The following is a 424-nucleotide window of genomic DNA, read 5'->3' on the forward strand; positions in this document are numbered from 1 at the left end:
GATGGAGATGAACCTGCAACTTCATCACGTCGTCTCCGACATCACCGGTGCGACCGGCATGCGGATTATCCGGGCTATTGTCGCGGGCGAGCGCGATCCCGACGTGTTGGCGACCTACCGCGATGTGCGCTGCCATTCCTCCATCGAGACGATCCGCGCCGCGCTGGTGGGCAACGATAGAGACGAACATGTCTTCGCGCTGACCCAGTCGCTCGAGCTCTACGACACCTACCAGGCCAAGATGCTCGACTGTGATCGCAAGCTGGAATCCTTGATGGCGGCGCTGGCTGACAAAGGGGCCAAGCCGGTGGGCAAGCTCTGCAGACCGCGGGTGAAGACCAAGCAGGTCAATACACCATCGTTCGATGTGAGGACCGCTCTATACGGCGTGCTTGGCGTCGATCTGACCGAGATCCATGGGTTG

The 424-nt window shown here is 60.6% G+C and carries 1 pseudogene; it reads left to right on the forward strand.

Annotated elements, in window-relative coordinates:
- Window positions 1-424 (forward strand): annotated as a pseudogene (locus EOA28_RS38265) (IS110 family transposase); the annotation flags it as partial.

This window comes from Mesorhizobium sp. M2A.F.Ca.ET.067.02.1.1 (assembly GCF_004023285.1).
In the GTDB taxonomy this organism is placed as follows: domain Bacteria; phylum Pseudomonadota; class Alphaproteobacteria; order Rhizobiales; family Rhizobiaceae; genus Mesorhizobium.